The sequence below is a fragment of the Pararhodobacter sp. genome (genome assembly GCF_034676075.1).
Lineage (GTDB): Bacteria > Pseudomonadota > Alphaproteobacteria > Rhodobacterales > Rhodobacteraceae > Pararhodobacter.
Map to the genome: position 1 here is coordinate 1 of NZ_JAUCCQ010000056.1, position 22,147 is coordinate 22,147.

The window sequence follows — 22,147 nt, forward strand, 5'->3', positions numbered from 1 at the left end:
CAGTCGAAGACCAGCCGGGCGGCGATCAGCGGCGGATCGCAGGCCAGATGCGCGGCGGTGAAGGCCAGGTCCGGGATCGCCTGCACATCACCCTCCAGCATCGCGCGATAGCCGGTCAGGCCGATCTGCGCGCCGTTGCGGGTCACGTCCAATGCCACGAACCGGGGCAAGGCTTCCCAGTCCCGGGCGTTCAGGCAGGCGAGATAGAGGCGATAGGTCGAGAGGATGTCATCACGGGTCAAGGTCACAGCTCCGAAAGGGGGAGTGCCAGACCAGCAACCCGGCGCGTCCCTGGGCAATGTCAGGCCTCCGGCAGGCCCGAGGCGATCAGGGCCTCGAAATAACCCCGGTGCATGCCGGTGATGGTGGGGCCGACCGAATGGCGCAGCCGTTCGACCGTGAGGCCGGGATAGGCCTGTTTCAGCCGGGCCACGGCAGCCTTGGCCTCGTCCAGGCGGCCGAGGTGATAGAGCACCACGGCCATGGTCCGATGCGCCCATTCCGAGCCCGGCGACAGCGCCACACCGCGTTCGAGCTGCACCAGCGCCAGATCGAACCGGTCTTCGCGCAGGTAGGATCCGGCGCGGCCGAAGGCGATGTTGAAGAGGAACGGGTCCAGCGGGCTCAGCGCCTCGGCCCGGTCGAAGCAGCGTCGGGCCTCTTCGGTGCGGCCCGCGTAATTGCGGCTCCAGCCGCGCCTGAGCCAACCCCAGGCGTTGTTGGGGTCGATGGCCAGCGCCCGGTCGATATAGGAATCGGCCAGCCGGATCTCGGTCGAAACCAGCGAGACCGCCGCCCCCAGCGCCACCAGCGAGGGCGCGTGATCGCCGACCCGGGCGGCGGCGCGGCGGGTGAGGGACAGCGCCTCGGCCCGGTCGCGGGCAGGATCGTCGGACCAGACGTAGCTGGCCTGCTGCGCCAGAACCCAGGCCTTGTAGGCCAGCGCCGGGCCATAATCGGGATCGGCGGCCAGCGCCTGATCGAGGATCGCCAGCGCCCCGGCATTGTCGCGCCTTGTATGGGCCCAGACATGCGGCAGGGCGCTGAGGACCAGCGCATAGGCGTTGCGGTCGCCGGGCGGGATCGAGGCGATGCGGTCGATCTCGGCATGTCTGAGGCGCGGGGCGATCTGCCCCGCCACCAGCGCGGCGATGCGGTCCTGCAGGTCGAAAAGGTCGTCGAGCCGGTCGTCGAAGCGTTCGGACCAGAGGGTGCGCCCATCCGGCCCGTTCACCAGCTGCACGGCGATTCGCACCCGCTCGCCGGCGCGGCGGATCGAGCCCTCGACGATGTAATCGGCGCCGAGGCGTTGGGCGGCCTCGGGCACCGGCAGCGGATGGGGCAGGGCGAACGAAGATTGCCGGGCGATGACGTGGAAATCATGCACCCGGCTCAGCGCGCCGGTGATCTCCTCGACGACGCCATCGGCGAACATGTCGCCGCCGCCTCCCAGTTCCTCGAAGGGCAGGACGGCGAGCGAGGGCTGGGCACGGGGGGCCGCGGGGGCAAGGATCGGGGCCGCGGGTCCCTCGGCCCGGTTGCGGCGGTCGCGCAGCCAGTCCTCGAACCCTTCGGAGGGCAGGTCGAATCCCTCCAGAAAACTGCCCGTCGCGGCGAGAATGGTGAAACGCCCGGGCGCAAGCCAGAGCGATTGCCGGTTGGCGCCCAGCAGGTCGGCAGGCAGCGCCTTGCGCAGCACCGACAGCTCTTGCCGGAGCGAGGCGCGGGCCTGTTCCTCGCCCCGGTCGGACCACAGGAGATCGGCCATCAGCCCGCGCTCGATCCGGCCGTCCGGCTGGCAGGCCAGAATCGCCAGCAGCGCCTGGGCGCGGCGCGACAGGCCCGCGATCTCGTGACCGTCGGGGCCACGGGCGCTGAAGGGGCCGTTCAGGCGCAGGCTGAGGAGGATTGGGTCCGGCATCGCGCCCATCTTGCAAGTGCGATGTCGATTTTACGGAATTCTTGCGCAGCTTACAGGGGCAATCGGCCCTGCTTTTGCGCAAGGATTGCGGGGGGATGCGAGAAAGGGCCATCGAGACACACAAGAAGACGGAGCCTGCCATGCAGAGCCTGACCCAGACCCGCCCGTTCCTTGCCGCCCCGGCGCGCCCCTTCGTGCTGCGTCTGCTGGACCGGATCGCTGCCGCCGATGCCGCCTATCGCCAGAAAGTGGCGCTGCGCGGGATGAGCGCCGAGCGGCTGGCCGACATGGGCCTGACCGAGGCCGATATCGAGGGCGCGTTCCGCCGCTGAGCCGGGGTGTCACAATCGGTGAGGGGCGGTGCGTTTTCCCGCTTGACGCCCCCCGCCGCACCCCCTAGATGACCCCCTACGCGCGGTTGTAGCTCAGTTGGTTAGAGTACCGGCCTGTCACGCCGGGGGTCGCGGGTTCGAGCCCCGTCAACCGCGCCAGTTGCAAAAGCCCCTGTTTAAGCAGGGGCTTTTGTCGTTCTGGCGGCCGAGGCGCGGGGCCAGCACCGGGCCGGATCAGGGCGGCAGCGTCCCAAGATACGCCAGCGTTTCGCGCGTCGCCTGCCTCCAGTCGGCTATCCGCGACAGCCGCTCCAGCTCGGGGTCGTTCCGACAGGCGGGAATGTCGCGAAAATGCAGGCCGGGCAAGCCGAGCACGTCCGGCGCCCCGCCGTTCAACGGCAGATCGCGAAGCGGCCGGAGGTCGTGCACCTGCGTCCGGTGGATCGACAACCCTGCCAGCGCGGTCAACCGGGCGAGCGGCCGCAGATCGGACACGGGCGTGTCGTTGAGGGAAAGGGTTTCGAGCCTGGACAGCGCGGCCAGAGGGCCCAGGTCGCTGATCCGGCACTTGCCAAGCGACAGGGAGCGCAGCCCGCGCATCGCGGCCAGCGGTGCAAGGTCGGTGATCGGCACCTCCTCAAGGCCGAGGGATTGAAGGCCCGACAACGGAGCCAGTTGGCTCAGATCGGTGACCTGCGTGTTGCCCAGTCGGAGGTGTTTGAGGCCGGTCAGCGGGGCCAGGGGGGCCAGATCGGCGACCCTCGATCGCCAGAGGCCGAGCGAGATCAGGCGGCGCAGGGCCGCCAGAGGGCGCAAGTCCTCCACCGGGGTCCCGGCGAGATCGAGGATTTCCAGGTCTTGCAGCCCGGCGAGCGGCGAGAGATCGCGCACCGGGATGTCATCGGCCGAAAGGATCCTGAGGGCGTTCAGGCCTTCAAGCGGCGCCAGATCCTGAACCTGCGATTCGCTGATCTGGAGTTCTGTCAGCCCGGTCATACCAGCGATCGGCGCCAGATCGCGGACGCGGGTCTGGGCGCAGTTGAAACGCTGCAATCCGGTCAGTTGCGCCGCTTCGGGAGGGATCTGTTCCAGCGGGTCGAAGCCGAAACCGGACAGGACCAGATCGGTCTCGCCAGTCTCCCGGACGCGCCTGATCTCGTCCCTTGCCTTCGCGTAGGCCCAGATCGCGTCATGCTCTGGCATGGTCTCACTCGCCGCTGTGCGGCAAGGGTGTGGCGCAGGCGGGACTGAGTCAAGCGGCCCTTTCCTCTGCCCGCGCCGCGTCGTAGCTTGCGGGCCAATCAGGGAGCGTTCGATGATCGCAGTCACAGCATACGAAGGTCAACGGGTGGGCGTGCTGGGGCTCGGGCGCTCGGGTCTGGCGACCTGCGCGGCGCTCAAGGCCGGGGGCGCCGAGGTCTGCGCCTGGGACGACAGCCCCGAGGGGCGGGCCAAGGCCGAGGCGGCAGGATTCGTGCCGGTGGACCTGACGCGGGCCGGGGCGGTCGAGGGGCTGGCGGTGCTGATCACCTCGCCCGGGATCCCGCATCTTTACCCTGCGCCGCATCCGGTGATCGCGGCCTGTCTGGCGGCGGCTGTGCCGGTCGATAACGACATTTCGCTGTTCTTCCAGGCGCTTGCCGGGATGGATGAGCCGCCGAAAGTGGTCTGCGTCACCGGCTCCAACGGCAAATCCACCACCACCGCGCTGATCGCGCATCTCCTGGCCGAAGCGGATCGGGACGCGCGGATGGCGGGCAATATCGGCACCGGCGTCCTGTCCATCGACCTGCCGGGCGAGGAGGGTGTCGTGGTGCTGGAACTCTCCAGCTACCAGACGGACCTCGCGCGCAGGCTGGCGCCGGATGTGGCGGTCTTCACCAATCTCAGCCCCGACCATCTGGACCGTCACGGCGGGATCGGCGGCTATTTCGCGGCCAAGCGGCGGCTCTTCACCGAGGGCGCGCCCGCCCGGGCGGTGATCGGGGTGGACGAGGTCGAGGGGCGCTATCTGGCGATGCAACTGGCCGAGGGGGCCGAGGATCTGCGGGTGGTCCGCGTGTCCTCGGGCCAGAAATTGCAGGGGCCGGGCTGGTCGGTCTTTGCTCGCAAGGGGTTCCTGGCGGAATGGCGGGGCGGGCGGCAGGTGGCCTCCATCGACCTGCGGCCCATCGCCGGATTGCCGGGCGCGCATAACCACCAGAACGCCTGCGCCGCCTATGCGGCGGTGCGCGCCCTGGGGCTGGCGCCGCGGCAGATCGAGGCGGGGCTGGCCAGCTTCCAGGGCCTGCCGCATCGCAGCCAGCTGATCGGCGAGCGGAACGGCGTGCGATTCGTCAACGATTCCAAGGCCACGAATGTCGATTCGGCGGCCAAGGCCCTGCAGGCTTTCCCCAAGATCCGCTGGATCGCCGGGGGGCTTGGCAAGGACGGCGGCATCGCGGCGCTGGTGCCGTTCCTCGGCTCGGTCAGCAAGGCCTATATGATCGGCCATTCGGCCCGCGATTTCGCCCTTCAATTGGGCACCACGCCGCATGAGATCTGCGAGACGATGGAGCGCGCCGTGGCCCGCGCCGCCGAGGAGGCAGAGCCGGGCGAGGTGGTGCTGCTGGCTCCGGCCGCCGCGTCCTTCGACCAATACCCGAATTTCGAGAAGCGCGGCGAACATTTTGCTGCACTTGTGCAGAACCTGCTCGGCGCGTAAGCCGGGCGCATGAGGCGGCCGGGAAGGGGGGCGCTGCCCCCCGCGCGTGCCGCGCTCCCCCCGGGATATTTGGAGCGCAAAGATGAGCACGACCCGGGCAGACGATTCCGTGGCCTCGGAAGGGGACAGCCTGCAGGGCTTCCTTCTGGCGCTGGCGGCCTATGGGATCTGGGGCGGCATGCCGCTCTATCTGCATCAGCTGCGCCATATCGGCATGGCCGAGGTGCTGGCCCATCGCGTGGTCTGGTCGGTACCGGTGGCGCTGCTGGTGCTGATCGCGCTGGGGCGCACGGCCGATCTGAAGCGCGCGCTGGCCACGCCGCGGCTGCTGGCCATGGGGGCGCTGACCGCGGCGCTGGTGTCGATCAACTGGGGCGTCTACGTCTATACGATCAACACCGGCCAGGCGATCAGCGCGGCCTTGGGCTATTACATCAATCCGCTCTTCTCGATCCTGCTGGGCGCCGTGGTGCTGCGCGAGCGGCTGACGCCGCTGCAATGGGCGGCGGTGGCGCTGGCCGGTGCGGCGGTCGCCGTGCTGACCTGGGAGGCGGGGCGGCTGCCGCTGCTGTCGCTGTCGCTGACGGTGAGCTGGGGGCTTTACGCGCTGGCCAAGCGCGCGCTGCCCATCGGCCCGAACCAGGGCTTCACGCTGGAGGTGCTGATCCTGTTCCCGGTGGCGGCGGGCTGCCTGCTGTGGCTGGCCGGGCGCGGTGAACTGGCCTTCGGGAACACCGGGGCCTGGGACACGGTGTTGATGCTGGGCTGCGGGGTGATCACGGCGGTGCCGCTGATGCTCTATGCCAATGGCGCCAAGAAGCTGAAGCTGACCACCATCGCCCTCATGCAATATATCGCGCCGAGCTGCATCTTCCTGACCGCGGTTTTCATCTTCCACGAGCCCTTCGGGCGGGAGAAGCTGATCGCCTTCGCCATGATCTGGGCGGCGCTCGCGCTTTATTCAGCCGATCTGTGGTGGCGGCGGCGTTAAGCCTCTGGCCAGAGTCCGGGTGATTCGCTATCCTGTCTGTCAATGACCCGGACCATACCGGGCACGCAGGCAGAGCGAGCAGCAAGATGACGGAAATGGTGCATGGCAGCATGCCCGCCCATGTGGGCGAGCCTGTGCTGTCGCGCTGGTGGCGCACGGTGGACCGCTGGACGATCTCCAGCGTTTTGTTGCTGGTCGGTGTGGGCCTTCTGCTGGCGCTGGCCTCGTCGCCGCCGCTGGCAGCGCGTAACCATCAGGCCCCGTTCCATTATTTCGAGCGTCACGCGATCTTTGCGGCGATGAGCGTGGCGATCATGCTCTTCGTCTCGATGCGCAGCCCCGAGACGGTGCGCCGCTGGGCGGTACTGGGCTTCGGCGTGGGGTTCCTGACGCTGATGGCGCTGCCCTTCATCGGCTCGGACTTCGGCAAGGGCGCGACGCGCTGGCTGAGCCTTGGCTTCACCTCGATCCAGCCCTCGGAATTCGTCAAGCCCTGCCTGGCGGTGACCGCGGCATGGCTCTTGGCGGCGGGGCAGGATCTGAACGGTCCGCCCGGGCGACTTCTGTCCCTGGGCATCACGTTGTCGACAGTGGGCCTGCTGGTGATCCAGCCGGATTTCGGCCAATCGGTGCTGGTGCTCTTCGGCTGGGGGGCGATGTATTTCGTCTCGGGCGCCTCGATGGTGGTGATCCTGGGGCTGGCGGGCGCGGCGGTGACGGGCGGTTTCGTGGCCTACAACACTTCGGAGCACTTCGCCCGGCGGATCGACGCCTTCCTGTCGTCCGAGCTCGATGCCCGCTCGCAGCTGGGCTATGCCACCTCGGCCATCCAGGAGGGCGGGCTTTGGGGCATGGGCGTGGGCGAGGGGCAGGTGAAATGGCAACTGCCTGATGCGCATACCGATTTCGTCATCGCCGTGGCGGCCGAGGAATACGGCTTCCTGCTGGTGGGCTTCATCATCACCCTGTACGCGGTGATCTGCCTGCGGGCGCTCACCCGGCTCACGCGCGAGCGCGATCCCTTCATCCGGTTGGCGGGGACGGGGCTTGTGGCCATGGTCTCGGCCCAGGCGATGATCAACATGGGCGTGGCCGTGCGGCTCTTGCCCGCCAAGGGCATGACCCTGCCCTTCATCAGCCAGGGCGGTTCCTCGCTGCTGGCGATGGGGTTGATGGTCGGCATGCTGCTGGCCTTGACGCGCACCCGCCCGCAGGGTGAGATCGGGGACTTGTTGCAGACGCGAGGACGCTGATGGCCCAGGTTTCGGGATCGAAGCGCCCGCTGGCAGTGATCGCGGCCGGCGGGACGGGCGGGCACATGTTCCCCGCTCAGGCGCTGGCCGAGGAATTGCTGGCGCGCGGCTGGCGGGTGGTTCTGTCCACCGACGCCCGGGGCGCGCGCTATGCCGGGGGCTTCCCGGCCGAGGTCGAGCGCCGGGTCGTGGGCTCGGCGACCTTCGCCCGGGGCGGTGTGCTGGCCAAGGCGCTGGTGCCGTTCCGCATCGTGGGCGGTGTGGCGCGGGCGGTGCTGTCGCAGATGATCGACCGGCCCTCGGTGGTGGCAGGGTTCGGCGGCTATCCGTCGATCCCGGCCCTGACGGCGGCCTGGCTGCTGCGCCTGCCGCGGCTGATCCATGAACAGAACGGCGTGCTGGGGCGGGTGAACGAGGTCTTTGCCAAGCGCGTCTCGGTCGTCGCCTGCGGCACCTGGCCCACGGTTCTGCCGCAGGGGGTCGAGGGCGTGCATACCGGCAATCCGGTGCGCGCCACGGTGCGCGAGCGCGCGGCCTCGCCCTATATCGAGCCCGGGGATTACCCGATGTCGGTGGTGGTGATCGGCGGCTCTCAGGGGGCGCGGGTGTTGTCCGATGTGGTGCCGGCGGCACTGGCGCTGCTGCCCGAGGGTCTGCGCCAGCATCTGCGGGTGGCGCAGCAGGCGCGGCCCGAGGATCTGGAGCGGGTGATCGCGGCCTATGACGCGGCGGGCATCCCGGCCGAGGTCGAGAGCTTCTTCGACGACATCCCGCGGCGCTTTTCCGAGGCGCAGCTGGTCATCGCGCGGTCCGGGGCCTCGACGGTCGCCGACCTCACCGTGATCGGGCGGCCTTCGGTTCTGGTGCCCTATGCGGCGGCGATCCGGGGCGAGCAGGAGGCGAATGCCAAGGGCCTCGTCGAGGCTGAAGCCGCCGTCCTGATCCGCGAGCCCGCTTTCACGCCCGAGGCGCTGGCGGCGGCGGTGCATTCCATCCTGACGCAGCCGCAGGCTGCCAGCCGCATGGCGCGGGCGGCAACGGCGCTGGGTATTCCCGATGCGGCCGGGCGTCTGGCGGATCTCGCCGAGCATCTGGCCGGTCCCCCTTCCTGAGACGATCTCCATGACTCGCACGCTGCTTCCCCGGGGCCTGGGCCCCGTCCATTTCATCGGTATCGGCGGGATCGGCATGTCCGGCATCGCCGAAATCCTGCTGGGCGAGGGCTTCGCCGTGCAGGGCTCGGACGCCAAGGGCTCGGCCATCACCGAGCGGCTGGCCTCGCTGGGGGCGGTGATCCATGTCGGCCATGAGGCGGCGCATGTGGCGGGGGCGGCGGTGGTCGTGGCCTCGACTGCGATCAAGCCTTCGAACCCGGAATATGCCGAGGCGAAGCGCCTTGGTCTGCCGGTGGTGCGCCGGGCCGAGATGCTGGCCGAGCTGATGCGCCTGCGCCGCACGGTGTCGATCGCCGGGACGCATGGCAAGACTACGACGACGACGATGATGGCGGCGATGCTGGAGGCCGGGGGCTTCGACCCCGGCGTGGTCAATGGCGGCATCATCCATGCCTATGGCTCGAACGCCAAGGCGGGTGCGGGCGAGTGGATGGTGGTCGAGGCCGACGAAAGCGACGGCTCCTTCAACATCATGCCGACGCATGTGGCGGTGGTGACCAACATCGACCCCGAGCACATGGACCATTGGAAGGATTTCGACACGTTACGCGACGGCTTCCGCCGTTTCGTGCAGGGGATCCCCTTCTATGGTCTCGCGGTCCTTTGCACCGATCATCCCGAGGTCGCGGCGCTGGCCGGGCGGATCGAGAACCGGCAGATCGTCACCTTCGGCTTCAACGAGGGCGCCGATCTGCGCGCGCTGAACCTGCGGTTCGAGAAGGGCGTCGCGCATTTCGACATCGGGCTGAAGGCCGAGGGCCGGGTGATCGAGGGCGTGACCCTGCCGATGCCGGGCGATCACAACGTCTCGAACGCGCTGTCCGCGGTGGCGGTCGGTCTGCATCTGGGCATGTCGGACGACCAGATCCGCGCGGCGCTGGCGGGCTTCGCCGGGGTGGGGCGGCGCTTTACCCGGGTGGGTGAAGTGAACGGCGTCACGGTGATCGACGATTACGGCCACCACCCGGTCGAGATCGCCGCCGTGATCAAGGCGGCGCGGCAGTCGCTGGGCGGCTCGGGCCGGGTGATCGCCGTGCATCAGCCGCACCGGTTCACGCGGCTTTCCTCGCTCTTTGCGGATTTCGCCGCCTGTTTCGACGGCGCCGATGTCGTGGCCATCGCCGAGGTCTATTCGGCGGGCGAAGAGCCGATCCCGGGCATCGACCGCGACCATCTGGTGGCGGCGATCCGGGGGCGGGGGCATCCGTCGGCCCATGCGCTGACCCGCGAGGCGGATCTGGAGGCGCTGGTCCGGGCCGAAGCGAAGCCGGGCGACATGGTGGTCTGTCTGGGCGCGGGCACGATCAGCGCCTGGGCACAGGCATTGCCGGGACATCTGTCGACGGCTGGTTGAGGCGCCTGCCCGGTTGACGGGCGGCAGGCAGGGAGGCCAAATCCCGGCATGGAATCGGAAGTTGTCATTGTGGGTCTGGCGGCCTTCGCCGTCGGGGCGGTGCCGGGGTATTTCCTCGGGCGCTATGCTGGCGGGATCGCGGCCGTGGTCTGGTTCGTTCTGCTGGCTGGCGCCGCCGCGGTGCTGGTCCTGATGGGGCAGGGCACGCGGGGCTGGGACGGGCTGGCCTATCTGGTCGGCGCCCTGCTGCTGCTGGCGCCCGCCGCCCTTGGCGGGGCGCTGGCCGGATGGCTGGGCGTGAGGCTCAGGCGGCGCCGGCGTCAGAGGCTCCCGCGCGACGCAGAGACGCCGCGCGGGTGAGGGCTCAGGCGCTGGCCGGTTGCTGGTCGAGCGCAGGCGGATAGGCCACGGGCCGCGAGGGATCGACCGCGCGCTGCGCGGCCTCGGGGTCATAGGCGGCGCCTTCGGGCCGGGGCAGCGGCGGCTGGGCGCGCATCCGGTGGGCGATGGCGATGCCGAGCGGCACGCCGATCACCAGACCGGCGACCCCGGCCAGCGCAAAGAGACGCCAGTCGTACCAGCCGAAGGCAAGGCCCGCGATCACGAGGGCGCCTGCGATGCAGGACGCGGCCAGCGTCGCCATGGTCGAACGCAGCGGGGCGGCGGGGATCATCATGGTGTTCTCCTTCTATGAGGGACAGCTGTGAACCAACGCCCGGGGCGGTGCCGGGGTTCCGGGCCGCTTACTCGGCCGGGACCACGCGGGCGGGTTCCGGCTGGTGCGTGTCGCGCCCGCTGGATTGCCGGGCGAGGCGGAGGACCGATTGCGCCAGCGCCGGGAGGGCGGGCAGCGGGAAGGCGGGGAGTGGCGCGCCGCGGCGCAGCCAGAAGGCGGTGGCCTCGAACGGCACCAGCACCGCGAGGCCGAGCGCCAGGGCATAGCCCAGAAGCTGGGTATCGCTGTTGCCCGCAGCGAGCATGAGGATCACGTAGAGACCGGCGAGGGCTCCGGCGGCCAGGGTCGGCAGCGCGGGGCGCAGGGCGGCGGTCAGGGCAGGGGGCAGCTTGCGCATGACAGGTCCTGTTGGGATCAAGATGTTGAGGGGCTAACGCCGCCAGACCCCGGCGGGTTCCCGCCTATTGTGGTGCTTGCTCGACGCGGCGGGCATGGCTATCTCAGGGGGCATGACCCAGAGCCTTTCCGATCTCGCCTATTCGCCGCGCGGCGCCCTGACCCGGGACCGCGCCCTTGCCGATCTGACCTGGCTGCGCGTCGGCGGGCCCGCCGACTGGCTGTTCCAGCCCGCCGATGAGGAAGACCTCGCGGCCTTCCTGGCGGCGCTGCCGGCAGAGGTGGCGGTGTTCCCCATGGGCGTGGGCTCGAACCTGATCGTCCGGGACGGCGGCCTGCGCGCCGTGGTGATCCGGCTGGGGCGGGGCTTCAACGGGATCAGCGTCGAAGGGGCGCGCGTGACCGCCGGGGCCGCGGCGCTGGACGCGCATGTGGCGCGGCAGGCGGCCGAGGCGGGGCGCGACCTGACCTTCCTGCGCACGATCCCGGGCTCGATCGGTGGGGCGGTGCGGATGAACGCGGGCTGCTACGGGCAATACGTCGCCGACCGGCTGGTCGGGGTGCGGGTCGTGACCCGGGCGGGCGAGATCCGCGAGATCCCGGCGGCCGAGCTGTCCCTCGCCTATCGCCAGAGCGCGCTGCCCGAGGGCTGGGTCATCACAAGCGCGGTATTCGAGGCGCCCGAGGGCGACCCTGCCACGCTTCAGGCGCGGATGGAGGAACAGCTGGCCAAGCGCGACGCGACGCAGCCGGTCAAGGACCGCACTGCCGGGTCCACGTTCCGCAATCCGGCCGGGTTTTCCTCTACCGGTAGGGCCGATGACGTCCATGACCTCAAGGCCTGGTCCCTGATCGACGGCGCCGGGATGCGCGGCGCCACGCGCGGCGGGGCGCAGATGTCGCCCCTGCACGCCAATTTCATGATCAACACCGGCGGGGCCACGGCCGCCGATCTGGAAGGGCTGGGCGAGGAAGTCCGAAAAAGGGTGTTGGAAAACAGCGGGATTACGCTAGAATGGGAGATCATGCGCGTCGGCGAACCGGCGGGCGGTAACGGTTAGTCGGGCATCAGACCCGAGTGTAAAACAACCGGACGGGCGGCGTAACGGCGCCGCCGCACAAGAAGGGGCGCAAAGCCCCACGAGAGGCAGAGTTGGTGGGCATGTCGAGCAGGGCAGCCCCCACAGTAGCGGTTTTGATGGGCGGACCCTCGGCTGAACGCGAGGTGTCGCTGTCGACGGGGCGCATGTGCGCGGCCGCGCTGCGGGAGGCGGGATTCCATACCGTCGAGGTCGATGCCGGCCGCGATCTGGCCGAGCGTCTGCTAGCGCTGGCGCCGGATGTGGCGTTCAACGCGCTGCACGGGCGCTGGGGCGAGGACGGCTGTGTCCAGGGCCTGCTGGAATGGCTGCGCATTCCCTATACGCATTCGGGCGTCCTGGCCTCGGCTCTGGCCATGGACAAGGAACGCACCAAGAAAGCCTATGCGGCGGCCGGTCTGCCCATCGTCCCCTCGCTCCTCGCCACGCGGGACGAGGTACGCGCGCGCCATGTCATGCCCGCCCCCTATGTGGTGAAGCCCTACAACGAGGGCTCGTCCGTCGGCGTCTGGCTGGTGGCCGAGGAAAACAACGGCCCGCCGCAACTGGACGACCGGATGCCCGAGGTGGTGATGGTCGAGGCCTATGTGCCGGGGCGCGAGATGACCTGCACGGTGATGGGCGACCGGGCGCTGACCGTCACCGATATCATCACCGAAGGCTGGTACGATTACGACGCCAAATACAAGACCGGCGGCTCGCGCCATGTCGTCCCGGCCGAGATCCCGGCCGCGATCTTCGACGCCTGCATGGATTACGCGCTGCGGGCGCATCAGATCCTGGGCTGCCGCGGCATCAGCCGCACCGATTTCCGCTGGGACGAGGCGAAGGGCCTTGCCGGGCTGGTCCTGCTGGAGACCAACACCCAGCCCGGGATGACTCCCACCTCGCTCAGCCCCGAACAGGCGGCGCATTGCGGGATTGCGTTCCCGGAACTCTGTCGCTGGCTGGTGGAGGATGCCTCGTGTCAGCGCTGAAGAGCCGCGATCCGATGAATTCGGCCCGCACCCAGCCCAATGGCGGGGCCTGGCTCTGGCCCGACCCGCAGGAGGTGACGGCGCCCGCCGTGCGCGCCGGGCGTCCGGTGCGCTCGGGCGCCCTGCCGGCCAGCGGGCAATGGCCCAGCGATCCGCCCGCGCCCTTCTGGCCGCCCGCGCCCGAAGGCGGCGAGCGGGCGCCCCGCGCGCTGCGCGCCGTCGAGACGCCCGAGCCCGCGGCCCTTGAGGAATACGATGCCCTGAGCCTGCCCGAGGAGCCCATCCGCGGCACTTTCGGCTTTCAGGCGAACCCGGGCTACAGCGCGGCGCCCGCGCAGGCGCTGCATGCGCCGATGCCGGGCGCGACCGCGGCGGCCCTGGGTGCGGCGCAGGCCGGTTGGGCCGATCCCGTACCCGCGGGTCCGGCGCCGTCCCCTGCCTTTGACCCGTCGCCCAGCCGTCTGGCCTATCGCCTGAACCGGCTGTGGCTGACGCCGCTGGTGCGCAATTTCCTGCGGCTGGGCCTGCCCCTGCTGGTGGTCGCGGCCTTTGCCGGGGCCTGGGCGTCCAAGCCCGAGAACCGCGAGATGGTCACCGGCCAGATCGCCCAGACCGTTGAATGGGTGCAGAACCAGCCGATGTTCCGCGTCACCGGCATCGAGGTCGAGGCCCGCTCGCCCGAGGTGGCGCAGGGGGTCGAACAGCTTCTGGGCCTCAGCTTCCCGCTGTCGTCCTGGGATCTGGACCTGACCGAACTGCGCGCCCGGGCTGAATCGCTCGACGCGGTCGAGCGCGCCTGGCTGCAGATCCGCTCGGGCGGGGTGCTGGAAGTGCGCATCGCCGAGCGCGTCCCGGCGATGATCTGGCGCAATGGCGAGGTGCTGGATCTGGTCGATGACGAGGGCCATCGCGTCGCCCGTCTGGCCACCCGCGCCGCGCGCGCCGATCTGCCGCTGATCGCCGGGGCCGGTGCCCCCGAGGCGATTTCCGAGGCGCAGGCGCTCTGGACCGCCGCCGCGCCGATCCAGGGGCGCATCCGCGGTCTGGTGCGCGTGGGCGAACGCCGCTGGGACGTGGTTCTGGACCGCAACCAGCGGATCCTTCTGCCCGAGACCGGCGCGCTCGAGGCGCTGGAGCGCGTCGTCGCCATGTCCGAGGGCGCGCAGCAATTGCTGTCACGCGACGTGACCATTGTCGACATGCGCCAGCCGGTGCGCCCGACCCTGCGCCTGACCGCCGAGGCGATGACCGAACTGACCCGCAACCGAACCGAAACCAGAGGAGCCCCCCGCCGATGACCGACCTCTACGAATCGCAGCGCGCGATGCGCAACCTTCGCCGTCAGGCGATGCAGCGGGGGGTGATCGCGGTGATGGACATCGGCACCCATAAAGTGGCCTGCCTGATCCTGAAATTCGGCGCCTCGGACGGCCCGCAGGAGGGGTTCGGCGTCGGCAACATGGCGGGGCAGGCGGCCTTCCGGGTGATCGGCGCCGGCACCACCTGTTCACGCGGCATCCGCTTTGGCGAGATCGCAGCGATGCGCGAGACCGAGCGCGCCGTGCGCACCGCGTTGCAGAACGCGCAGAAGATGGCGCAGACCCGGGTCGATCATGCCATCCTGACCTTCTCGGGCGGGGATATCCGCAGCTACGGGCTTGAGGGCAATGTCGAGCTGGAGGCCGATCGCGTCAGCGAGAACGATATCGCCCGGGTGCTCGATGCCTGCGACACGCCCGATATCGGCCATGGCCGCGAGGTTCTGCACGCGCAGCCGGTGAATTTCGTGCTGGACCACCGCTCGGGCCTGTCGGACCCGCGCGGGCAGGCGGGGCGGAACCTCGGGTGCGACATGCATTTGCTCAGCGTCGGCACCGATGTGGTGCAGAACCTGATTCATTGCCTGAAGCGCTGCGATGTCGAGGTCGCGGGGCTGGCGGCGGCGCCCTATGTCTCGGGCCGGGCAGCGCTGGTCGAGGACGAGCAGGAGCTGGGCGCGGCCGCCATCGACATGGGCGGCGGCACGACCTCGCTGTCGATCTTCATCAAGGGCCACATGATCTATGCCGATACGGTCAAGCTGGGCGGCGATCATATCACCGGCGATATCGCCAAGGTCCTGACCATCCCCTATTCGACGGCCGAGCGGATCAAGACCCTGCATGGCGGCCTCTTCGCCACCGGCCAGGACGACCGGCAGCGAATCGAGATCGGCGGCAATTCGGGCGATTGGGACAAGGACCGGCGGACCATCACCCGCACCGAACTGATCGGCATCATGCGCCCCCGGATGGGCGAGATCCTGGAGGAGCTGCGCGCGCGTCTGGATATCGCCGGGTTCGACCATCTTCCCAGCCAGCAGGTGGTGCTGACCGGCGGCGGCAGCCAGGTGCCGGGGCTGCTGGAGATGGCGGCGCGGGTCCTTGGAACGCAGGTGCGGCTGGGCCGTCCGATCCGCGTGCCGGGTCTGCCGCAGGCGGCGACGGCGCCGGGATACTCGGCCATCGTCGGCCTGTGCCAATACGCCGCCCATCCGCAGGACGAATGGTGGGATTTCGACATTCCCGCCCAGATGTTCGCGGCCCGGCCGCTCAAGCGCGCCATGAAGTGGTTCCGCGACAATTGGTGAGCGCTACCGGCTGCCTTATGTCTGACATTTGACGGCGCTCTCGTCTCAACAACACCCTGAAAACCCCTGATGCAGCGCGAAAAAACGCTGTTCAGGGGTTTCCCGCCTGAACCCCCGGAAGGCAAATTTCCGCGGGAATCTAAGCCATTGCGCTGTTTTGGTTCGTTTTTTTGATGACGCCGATTCAGGGTCGCGCTAAGATCGTTTCAAATCTGGCAAATCACCGAAATGACCAGATCACGAACGAGCAACTGAGACCGGGAATACCCGGCTCCCAATAAGGCGGACAGGCATGACTCTGACTTTTCTCGCAACCGAGACCAAGGACTTGACTCCGCGCATCACCGTTTTCGGTGTGGGCGGCGCGGGCGGCAATGCCGTCAACAACATGATCGACCAGAACCTTGAAGGGGTCGATTTCGTCGTCGCGAACACCGATGCGCAGGCGCTTCAGCAGTCCAAGGCTCCGACCCGCATCCAGCTGGGCGTGCAGGCCACCGAAGGTCTGGGGGCAGGGGCCCGTCCGGAAGTCGGCGCCAATGCCGCGGCCGAGACGCTGGAAGAGATCATGGATCATCTGTCCGGCGCGCATATGTGCTTCATCACCGCCGGCATGGGCGGCGGCACCGGCACTGGTGCGGCGCCGATCATCGCCCAGGCGGCGCGTGAGATGGGGATCCTGACCGTCGGCGTCGTGACCAAGCCCTTCGCCTTCGAAGGCGGCAAGCGGATGCGTCAGGCCGAGTCCGGTGTCGAAGAACTGCAGAAGGTCGTCGATACCCTCATCATCATCCCCAACCAGAACCTGTTCCGTCTGGCCAACGAGCGCACCACCTTCACCGAGGCCTTCGCGCTGGCCGATGACGTGCTCTATCAGGGCGTCAAGGGCGTGACCGACCTGATGGTCCGTCCGGGCATGATCAACCTCGACTTCGCCGACGTCCGCGCGGTGATGGACGAGATGGGCAAGGCCATGATGGGCACCGGCGAGGCGACCGGCGAGGACCGCGCCCGTCAGGCGGCCGAGAAGGCGATTGCCAACCCGCTGCTCGATGAGATCAGCCTCAACGGCGCCAAGGGCGTGCTGATCAACATCACCGGCGGCAATGACCTGACGCTCTTCGAACTGGACGAAGCGGCCAATCTGATCCGCAACAAGGTCGACCCGGAAGCCAACATCATCGTCGGCTCGACGCTGGACCCGGAGATGGAAGGCGCGATCCGCGTCTCGGTCGTCGCCACCGGCATCGAGGCCCAGCCGGTCACCGCCGAGGTGCCGCGCCGCCGCATGGCCGAGCCGCTGGTCACCGAGACCCCGATCGTGGTCGAAGAGCCCGCGCCCGCCCCGGTCGCCGAAGAGCCGCGCTTCGAGGCTCCGGCCTATGACGAGCCCGCCTACGAGGATGCCGCCTATAACCCGCCGATGTTCGAGTCGCGCGCGGTGGAGCGTCACGCCGAACGTCAGGTCGAGCGTCACATTGAGCGTCACCCGGAGCCCCGCTACGAGGCGCCGACCCATAACGCCTATCACGAGGCCCCCGCGGCCGAGCCGGTGCAGGAGGACTTCTTCCTGGAGGACGTGCTGCGCAACGAGGCCCCGGCCGCTCCGCAGCCGCAGGTCCGCCGTCCGGCCATGGCCGAGCCCGCCCGCGCCCCGCAGCCGCAGCAATACCAGCCGCAACCGCAGCAGTATCAGCCGCAGCAGCACCAGCCCGAGGCGGCCTTCACCGCCCCGCGTCCGGGCCGCAACCCGGGCCAGCCGAGCCCCGAGACCCTGGCCCGCCTGCGCGCCGCGGTCGAGAAGCAGCCCGAGGCGCCCGCGCGCCGTCCGGTCGCGCAGCACCAGCCGCAGCAGGTGGCCCCGGCCCCAGCGCCGCAGCCCGAAGCGCGCCGCGGTCTGGGCATCGGCAGCCTGATCCACCGCATGGCGGGTCATGCCGCGCCCGCCGCCACCGCCGCGGCCGAGCAGCCCGCCCGCCACGCCCGCCCGCAGCCGCAGGTCCAGGCCTATGAGGACGAGCACCAGCACCGCGCCGCTGACCAGTTCGAAATCCCGGCTTTCCTGCGTCGTCAGGCGAACTGAGCTGAAAAACGCGATCAAATCCTGCCCCGCGGGGCCTGTGGAGAACCGGCGAAAGCCGGTTCTTTTCATTTTGAATTCAAGCTGTTACGGAAGGCCTGCCTGACGTGCGCGGAAACTCGCGCATGCGTGAGGGCAGTGTTACATCCTGTTACAAAGCGTGACTTGAGCATTAACGCACGGATTCATAAAGAAACTGTGAGCCGAGCAGCAATTCAGGCCGAGGATCAACTCGTGCAGACAACCTTGAAATCTTCCGTGCGTTTCGACGGCACCGCGCTCCATTCGGGGCAGGCCGTGGTCATGCATGTCCGCCCCGCGCCTGCGGGGCACGGGGTGGTGTTCGAACGTCTCGACCTCGACCTGCCCGTGGCGCATCGCCGCATCGCCGTCACGCCCTCGGCGCTGATCGAGGCGAATCTCTGCACCAAGATCGGCAACGATCATGACGTTTCCGTGGCGACCATCGAACATCTGATGGCGGCGCTGGCGGGTTGCGGCATCCATAACGCGCTGGTGACGCTGGACGGGCCGGAAGTGCCGATCCTCGACGGTTCGGCCCGGCCCTTCGTCGCGGCCTTCGTCGCGGCGGGCACCCGGGTGCAGGCGGCCTCGCTGACGGCGATCCGCGTGCTGAAGCCGGTGGAGGTCCGCATGGGCGACGCCTGGGCGCGGCTGGAACCGGCCGCGGCGCTGTCCATCGCCTTCGAGATCGATTTCCCCGATGCAGCCATCGGCCACCAGACCTGCGAGCTGGAGCTGGCCAACGGCACCTTCGTGCGCGAACTGTCGGATTGCCGCACCTTCTGCCGTCAGGCGGATGTGGATTTCATGCGTGCCAATGGCCTGGCGCTGGGTGGCACCTATGAGAATGCCGTGGTGGTGCAGGGGGCCGATATCCTCAGCCCCGGCGGTCTGCGCCGCATCGACGAACCGGTGCGCCACAAGATGCTGGACGCGATGGGCGACCTGGCCGTGGCCGGGGCGCCGATCCTGGGCCGCTATATCGGCCACCGCGCGGGCCACACGCTGACCGGCCGTCTGGTGCGGGCGCTGCTCGATGACACCAGCGCCTGGGAGCATGTGACCGTCGAGGGCGATCAGGCCCACCGGATGCCCGGCGCCGGCGTCTGCGCCGCGGATCTGCTGGCCACCGCCTCGGCTGCCTGAGGCGCCGCGGTGAGCGGCTTTCGGCGTCTTGGCCAGTCCGCTGAACACGGGGATGTTTTTCTGCTGAATGGCGTTTTGCGTGCGCCCGGCAAACGTGCTAGGACACGCCGGGACGCGCCCCCGGCGAGCCCGGGATTCGCCCGGGACGTCGGCTGCGGCGCCCTTCGGTAAGACAAGAATGAGGATCGGCATGGTCGGCACCCTTGGCAAATCGGCCCGGCGCAGGCTGTCGACGCTGGCGCTGAGCAGCGTTCTGGTGCTGGCGCTGGCCGCCTGCGGGAACCAGGTCGGCACCGATGAGCCGCTGGACGGCTATTCGGCCGAGGAAATCTTCACGCGCGGTGAATACGTGCTGGAGAACAACCGCCGGATCGAACCGGCGATGCGCTATTTCCGCGAGGTCGAGCGGCTTTATCCCTACACCGACTGGGCCCGGCGCTCGGTGGTGATGCAGGCCTATGCGCTGCACCGTGATGGCCAGTATGACGAGGCCCGCGCCACGGCGCAGCGCTTCCTCGACCAGTATCCGGGCGACCCGGATGCCGCCTGGGCCGCCTATATCGTCGCGCTGACCTATTACGATCAGATCGAGGACGTGGGCCGCGATCAGGGCCTGACCTTCCAGGCGCTGAACCACCTGCGCTATGTCATCGAGCAATATCCGAACACGGAATATGCCCGTTCGGCGGTGCTGAAATTCGATCTGGCCTTCGACCGTCTGGCGGCGAAGGAGATGGAGATCGGCCGCTTCTACCTGTCGCGGGGCAATTATCAGGCGGGGATCAACCGTTTCCGCGCCGTGGTCGAGCAGTATCAGACCACCACCCAGACGCCCGAGGCGCTGCACCGGCTGGTGGAAAGCTATCTGGCGCTGGGGCTGCGCGATGAGGCGCAGACCGCGGGTGCGATTCTGGGCCACAACTTCCGCTCCTCGCCCTTCTACGAGGACAGCTTCCGTCTGCTGACCGCAGCCGGGCTCAGCGATCAGGCGCAGGGCACCAGCTGGCTCAACGACATCTATCGCCGGACCATTCGCGGCGAGTGGCTCTGACCCCGGGGGGCGCGCGCGGGAATGCTACGGGCGCTCTCGATTCGGGACATGCTGCTGATCGAGCGGCTTGAGCTGGATTTCCATCCCGGCCTCAATGTGCTGACCGGCGAGACCGGGGCGGGCAAATCCATCCTGCTGGACAGTCTGGGCTTCGTGCTGGGCTGGCGCGGCCGTGCCGATCTGGTGCGGCAGGGCGCCCAGCAGGGCGAGGTGGAGGCGGTGTTCGATCTGCCCGAGGGGCACCCGGGCCGCGCCGTGCTGGACGAGGCCGGGATCCCGCTGGAAGACGAGCTGGTCCTGCGCCGCGTCAACACCGCCGAGGGCCGCAAGACCGCCTGGATCAACGACCGCCGCGCCTCGGGCGAGGTACTTCGGGCGCTGTCGGATACCTTGGTGGAGCTGCATGGCCAGCATGACGACCGGGGGCTTCTGAACCCGCGCGGGCATCGGCAGTTGCTCGATGCCTATGCCGGGGCCGACACCGGCGCCGTGCGCGCCGCCTGGCGGGCGCTGGCCGAGGCGCGCAAGGCGCGCGAGGCGGCCGCTGCCCGGCTGGAAGGGCTCAGGGCCGAAGAGGAATACCTGCGCCACGCCGTCAAGGAGCTGGACCAGCTGGACCCGCAGCCGGGCGAGGAGGCGGAACTCGACACCCGCCGCCGCCTGATGCAGGCCGCGACCCGGCTGGTAGGCGACGTGGCCCGCGCCCGGCAGGCCCTGGGCGAGGACGGGGCCGAGCGTCTGGCGCTCGACGCGCTGCGCTGGCTGGAGGATGCGGCCGAGGGCGTCGAGGGGCGGCTGGACGCGGCGATCGAGGCTCTGGGCCGGGCGCTGTCGGAACTGGGCGAGGCCACGGGCGAGATCGAGGCCTGCCTCGACCAGATGCAGGCCGATCCGGTGGAGCTGGAGCGGGTCGAGGAGCGGCTCTTCGCGCTCAGGGGGCTGGCGCGCAAGCATTCGGTGCTGCCCGACGATCTGGGCACCCATGCCGCCGGGCTGCGCGAACGGCTGGAGGCGCTGGATTCGGGCGACAAGGGCATGGCCTCGCTGGCCCAGGCCGAGGCGGTGGCACAGAAGGCCTTCACTGCGGCCTGCGCGGCGCTGACGGCCGAGCGCAAGGCGGCGGCCGCCGCGCTCGATCGGGCGATGGCGGCGGAACTGGCGCCCCTGAAGATGGAGCGCGCGGTCTTCCAGACGGTGATCGAGCCGACCGAACCCGGGCCGGAAGGGGCGGACGCCGTGACCTTCGAGGTGGCGACCAACCCCGGCGCCCCGGCCGGGGCGCTGAACAAGATCGCCTCGGGCGGGGAACTCTCGCGCTTTCTGCTGGCGCTGAAGGTCTGTCTCAGCCGGGGGCAATCGGGCGTGACGATGATCTTCGACGAGATCGACCGTGGGGTCGGCGGCGCCACGGCGGATGCGGTGGGGCGCAGGCTGCGGGCGCTGGCCGAGGAGGCACAGGTGCTGGTCGTCACCCATTCGCCGCAGGTGGCGGCGCTCGGCGCGCATCATTGGCGTGTCGAGAAGCGGGTCGAGGCCGGGGCCACTCTCAGCCATGTGACGCCACTTTCCGCCGGGGAACGCGTGGACGAGATTGCCCGCATGCTGTCGGGTGATACCATTACCGAGGCGGCGCGCGGCGCGGCCCGCGCCCTGATCGGCGCGTGACGGACAATCGGGGCGGGGCCAACCCTTCCCCCAGACGGAGGCCGGGCATGACACGGGCAATCTGGATCACGGCGGCACTGGCCGCGGCAACGGCACTCACCGCCTGCGGGGACATCCCCGACATGCGCTTCGGGCAGGGCGGCGGGTCGCGTCCCGTCTATGGCGGCGGGCCGGTGGTGACGACGGAACCCTCGGTGGTCACGGGCCCCTCGGCCAGCCAGGCGGAAGGAGCCTGCATGAGCGCGGGCCGCGAGGCAGGTTTCGATGTGCAGGGCGTGGTCGGCACCCGTGAACAGGGCACGTCGCGCGATGTGATGCTGCGCGTGCAGCGCGGCGGCCAGACGGTCGAGGTGCGCTGCAGCTACGCCTATGACTCCGGCCAGGCCCGGATCATGACGCTGTAAGCGCCCGGCGGCGGGAGGCACGCTCCCGCCCGCCCACCCCGCGCGCCTCCCGCCGCGGAGAGGGCGGCGCCTGAGGCTGGGGCCCTTTGGGGGCCTCAGGCCGGGGGGTGATGTCGACTTCTTGGCATGACGCTTCTTGTCATGACGCGGCGCGCTGATTGCCTGTCCGGTGTCGTCACCAGAGGCCAGCGCCTTCCCAAACAGAGGACTGAGACGACAGGGAAGGGCGAGGTGCCGCTTCTCTGGTGGCTGGCGCTGTGTCCTGCGGG

At 69.4% G+C, this 22,147-nt stretch carries 21 protein-coding genes and 1 tRNA gene; 17 read left to right on the top strand and 5 right to left on the bottom strand.

The features are described from left to right. Positions 1 to 242, bottom strand: a 242-nt coding sequence (locus VDQ18_RS14530) for an ester cyclase (RefSeq protein WP_323021638.1), incomplete at its 3' end; no start/stop codon positions are given. 59 nt (positions 243 to 301) lie between these two features. After that, positions 302 to 1,921, bottom strand: coding sequence for a tetratricopeptide repeat protein (locus VDQ18_RS14535; RefSeq protein ID WP_323021639.1), 1,620 nt, complete (start codon positions 1,919 to 1,921; stop codon positions 302 to 304). Between the two features lie 140 nt (positions 1,922 to 2,061). On the opposite strand from VDQ18_RS14535, the gene VDQ18_RS14540 reads away from it, so the two are divergent. Together VDQ18_RS14540 and VDQ18_RS14545 are read left to right on the top strand one after the other, a co-directional pair. Further along, positions 2,062 to 2,253, top strand: coding sequence for a hypothetical protein (locus VDQ18_RS14540; RefSeq protein ID WP_323021640.1), 192 nt, complete (start codon positions 2,062 to 2,064; stop codon positions 2,251 to 2,253). 82 nt (positions 2,254 to 2,335) lie between these two features. After that, positions 2,336 to 2,412: transfer RNA gene (locus VDQ18_RS14545), tRNA-Asp, on the top strand. 75 nt (positions 2,413 to 2,487) lie between these two features. Here the strand turns inward: VDQ18_RS14545 and VDQ18_RS14550 are convergent. Beyond that, positions 2,488 to 3,456 carry a leucine-rich repeat domain-containing protein gene (locus VDQ18_RS14550; RefSeq protein ID WP_323021641.1) on the bottom strand — a complete coding sequence of 323 codons (969 nt, stop codon included), beginning with the start codon at positions 3,454 to 3,456 and terminating at the stop codon, positions 2,488 to 2,490. A gap of 112 nt (positions 3,457 to 3,568) precedes the next feature. Here VDQ18_RS14550 and murD point away from each other — a divergent pair, with 112 nt between their 5' ends. From murD to VDQ18_RS14580, 6 genes are all read left to right on the top strand, one after another. Continuing rightward, positions 3,569 to 4,957 (top strand): UDP-N-acetylmuramoyl-L-alanine--D-glutamate ligase, encoded by a 1,389-nt coding sequence (gene murD, locus VDQ18_RS14555; protein ID WP_323021642.1) that lies wholly within the window; start codon positions 3,569 to 3,571, stop codon positions 4,955 to 4,957. Between the two features lie 82 nt (positions 4,958 to 5,039). Then, on the top strand, positions 5,040 to 5,948 hold the full coding sequence (gene rarD, locus VDQ18_RS14560) for an EamA family transporter RarD (protein ID WP_323021643.1): 909 nt from the start codon (positions 5,040 to 5,042) through the stop codon (positions 5,946 to 5,948). A gap of 86 nt (positions 5,949 to 6,034) precedes the next feature. After that, positions 6,035 to 7,201, top strand: coding sequence for a putative peptidoglycan glycosyltransferase FtsW (locus tag VDQ18_RS14565; protein ID WP_323021644.1), 1,167 nt, complete (start codon positions 6,035 to 6,037; stop codon positions 7,199 to 7,201). Beyond that, complete coding sequence (locus VDQ18_RS14570; RefSeq protein WP_323021645.1) at positions 7,201 to 8,313, top strand: UDP-N-acetylglucosamine--N-acetylmuramyl-(pentapeptide) pyrophosphoryl-undecaprenol N-acetylglucosamine transferase; 1,113 nt, start codon at positions 7,201 to 7,203, stop codon at positions 8,311 to 8,313. The genes VDQ18_RS14565 and VDQ18_RS14570 overlap by 1 nt, the downstream gene beginning before the upstream one ends. 10 nt (positions 8,314 to 8,323) lie before the next feature. Beyond that, positions 8,324 to 9,730, top strand: coding sequence for a UDP-N-acetylmuramate--L-alanine ligase (gene murC / locus VDQ18_RS14575; protein ID WP_323021646.1), 1,407 nt, complete (start codon positions 8,324 to 8,326; stop codon positions 9,728 to 9,730). Between the two features lie 48 nt (positions 9,731 to 9,778). Beyond that, positions 9,779 to 10,090: a hypothetical protein gene (locus VDQ18_RS14580; protein WP_323021647.1), complete on the top strand. Its 312-nt coding sequence runs from the start codon at positions 9,779 to 9,781 to the stop codon at positions 10,088 to 10,090. 4 nt (positions 10,091 to 10,094) lie between these two features. Here VDQ18_RS14580 and VDQ18_RS14585 read toward each other — a convergent pair whose 3' ends face one another. Both VDQ18_RS14585 and VDQ18_RS14590 read right to left on the bottom strand, forming a co-directional pair. Then, complete coding sequence (locus VDQ18_RS14585; RefSeq protein ID WP_323021648.1) at positions 10,095 to 10,406, bottom strand: hypothetical protein; 312 nt, start codon at positions 10,404 to 10,406, stop codon at positions 10,095 to 10,097. A 67-nt stretch (positions 10,407 to 10,473) separates the two neighbouring features. After that, positions 10,474 to 10,803 carry a hypothetical protein gene (locus VDQ18_RS14590; RefSeq protein WP_323021649.1) on the bottom strand — a complete coding sequence of 110 codons (330 nt, stop codon included), beginning with the start codon at positions 10,801 to 10,803 and terminating at the stop codon, positions 10,474 to 10,476. A 112-nt stretch (positions 10,804 to 10,915) separates the two neighbouring features. Here VDQ18_RS14590 and murB point away from each other — a divergent pair, with 112 nt between their 5' ends. From murB to VDQ18_RS14635, 9 genes are all read left to right on the top strand, one after another. Then, positions 10,916 to 11,863 (top strand): UDP-N-acetylmuramate dehydrogenase, encoded by a 948-nt coding sequence (gene murB, locus VDQ18_RS14595; protein WP_323021650.1) that lies wholly within the window; start codon positions 10,916 to 10,918, stop codon positions 11,861 to 11,863. 92 nt (positions 11,864 to 11,955) lie between these two features. Further along, on the top strand, positions 11,956 to 12,879 hold the full coding sequence (locus VDQ18_RS14600; RefSeq protein WP_416235112.1) for a D-alanine--D-alanine ligase: 924 nt from the start codon (positions 11,956 to 11,958) through the stop codon (positions 12,877 to 12,879). Next, on the top strand, positions 12,867 to 14,177 hold the full coding sequence (locus tag VDQ18_RS14605; protein ID WP_323021652.1) for a cell division protein FtsQ/DivIB: 1,311 nt from the start codon (positions 12,867 to 12,869) through the stop codon (positions 14,175 to 14,177). The genes VDQ18_RS14600 and VDQ18_RS14605 overlap by 13 nt, the downstream gene beginning before the upstream one ends. Then, positions 14,174 to 15,508: a cell division protein FtsA gene (ftsA, locus tag VDQ18_RS14610; protein WP_323021653.1), complete on the top strand. Its 1,335-nt coding sequence runs from the start codon at positions 14,174 to 14,176 to the stop codon at positions 15,506 to 15,508. Before VDQ18_RS14605 ends, ftsA begins: the two co-directional genes overlap by 4 nt. Positions 15,509 to 15,800: 292 nt before the next feature. Further along, entirely contained in the window at positions 15,801 to 17,591 is a 1,791-nt protein-coding gene (gene ftsZ, locus VDQ18_RS14615) for a cell division protein FtsZ (protein ID WP_323021654.1), read from the top strand. 231 nt (positions 17,592 to 17,822) lie between these two features. Beyond that, positions 17,823 to 18,758, top strand: a complete 936-nt coding sequence (lpxC, locus tag VDQ18_RS14620; RefSeq protein WP_323021655.1) for a UDP-3-O-acyl-N-acetylglucosamine deacetylase — start codon at positions 17,823 to 17,825, stop codon at positions 18,756 to 18,758. Positions 18,759 to 18,948: 190 nt separating this feature from the next. Further along, entirely contained in the window at positions 18,949 to 19,809 is an 861-nt protein-coding gene (locus tag VDQ18_RS14625) for an outer membrane protein assembly factor BamD (RefSeq protein WP_323021656.1), read from the top strand. 21 nt (positions 19,810 to 19,830) lie between these two features. After that, positions 19,831 to 21,474 (top strand): DNA repair protein RecN, encoded by a 1,644-nt coding sequence (gene recN / locus VDQ18_RS14630; protein WP_323021657.1) that lies wholly within the window; start codon positions 19,831 to 19,833, stop codon positions 21,472 to 21,474. A gap of 47 nt (positions 21,475 to 21,521) precedes the next feature. Further along, positions 21,522 to 21,878 (top strand): hypothetical protein, encoded by a 357-nt coding sequence (locus tag VDQ18_RS14635; RefSeq protein ID WP_323021658.1) that lies wholly within the window; start codon positions 21,522 to 21,524, stop codon positions 21,876 to 21,878. The last annotated feature ends 269 nt before the right edge of the window (positions 21,879 to 22,147 follow it).